Raw genomic sequence first — 432 nt, 5'->3', positions numbered from 1 at the left:
ATCTATCCGAGGAGCCGCAGTGTATAGAAAACGAGGAAGCCCGCCGGCGGCTCGGCGCGATCGCGGACTATTTTCTCTTTCACAATCGACCGGTGGCGCACCGCGTCGATGACTCGGTCGTGAGGGTGATGGACGGGCTCCCGAGGATGATGCGACGCGCGCGGGGTTTTGCCCCTGCGCCGATCAGCTTGCCGAAAGGATTTGGCCCGACGCCGCCGATCCTGGCCTTCGGCGGAGAGCTGAAAAATACCTTTTGTCTGGCGCGTGACGGCCAGGCGATCGTCTCGCAGCATATCGGCGATTTGCAGGACGCCCTGGTCCAGAGCGATTACCGTCAAAATCTCGCGCTCTATCAAAGCCTCTATCGGCACACACCTGCGCTGCTGGTTTGCGATCGGCACCCTGAGTACCTCTCGAGCAAACTCGCAACGG

General features: G+C 61.1%; 1 protein-coding gene. It reads left to right on the top strand.

Going from position 1 to position 432, the window contains the following annotated elements:
• The coding region (locus I6F37_RS40775; protein WP_225154487.1) for a Sua5/YciO/YrdC/YwlC family protein at window positions 1-432 on the top strand (432 nt) is incomplete at both ends.

It is taken from the genome of Bradyrhizobium sp. NBAIM08 (assembly GCF_020193935.1).
Taxonomy (GTDB): Bacteria; Pseudomonadota; Alphaproteobacteria; order Rhizobiales; family Xanthobacteraceae; genus Bradyrhizobium; species Bradyrhizobium yuanmingense.
The sequence above is the reverse complement of the archived record's forward strand: the minus strand, read 5'-3'. Positions and strand labels throughout refer to the sequence as shown.